1 protein-coding gene is annotated in these 268 nt (G+C 38.8%); it reads left to right on the forward strand.

The genetic code is table 11. The features are described from left to right. A partial coding sequence (locus AC0QHF_RS00380; RefSeq protein WP_324702209.1) for an RNA-guided endonuclease InsQ/TnpB family protein occupies positions 1-268 on the forward strand: 268 nt, incomplete at both ends.

A 268-nucleotide genomic window follows, 5' to 3' on the forward strand; every position in this document is an offset into this window, starting at 1 on the left:
AAGTGCGTAACATGGTAAAAAACCATCATTTAGCCCAATCAATTAGTGATGCTGCTTGGTATAAATTCAGGAAATGGTTGGAATATTTTGGCAGCATTTATGGAGTTCCAGTTATCGCAGTTGAACCTAAAAATACTTCTCAGAACTGCTCAAACTGCGGTCAAAAAGTCATTAAAACTTTAAGCACCAGAACTCATAAATGTCCTCACTGCGGTTCTGAAGCAGACAGGGATGAAAATGCCGCTATCAATATTCTTCAATCAGCCCT

This window comes from Lyngbya sp. CCY1209 (assembly GCF_055795065.1).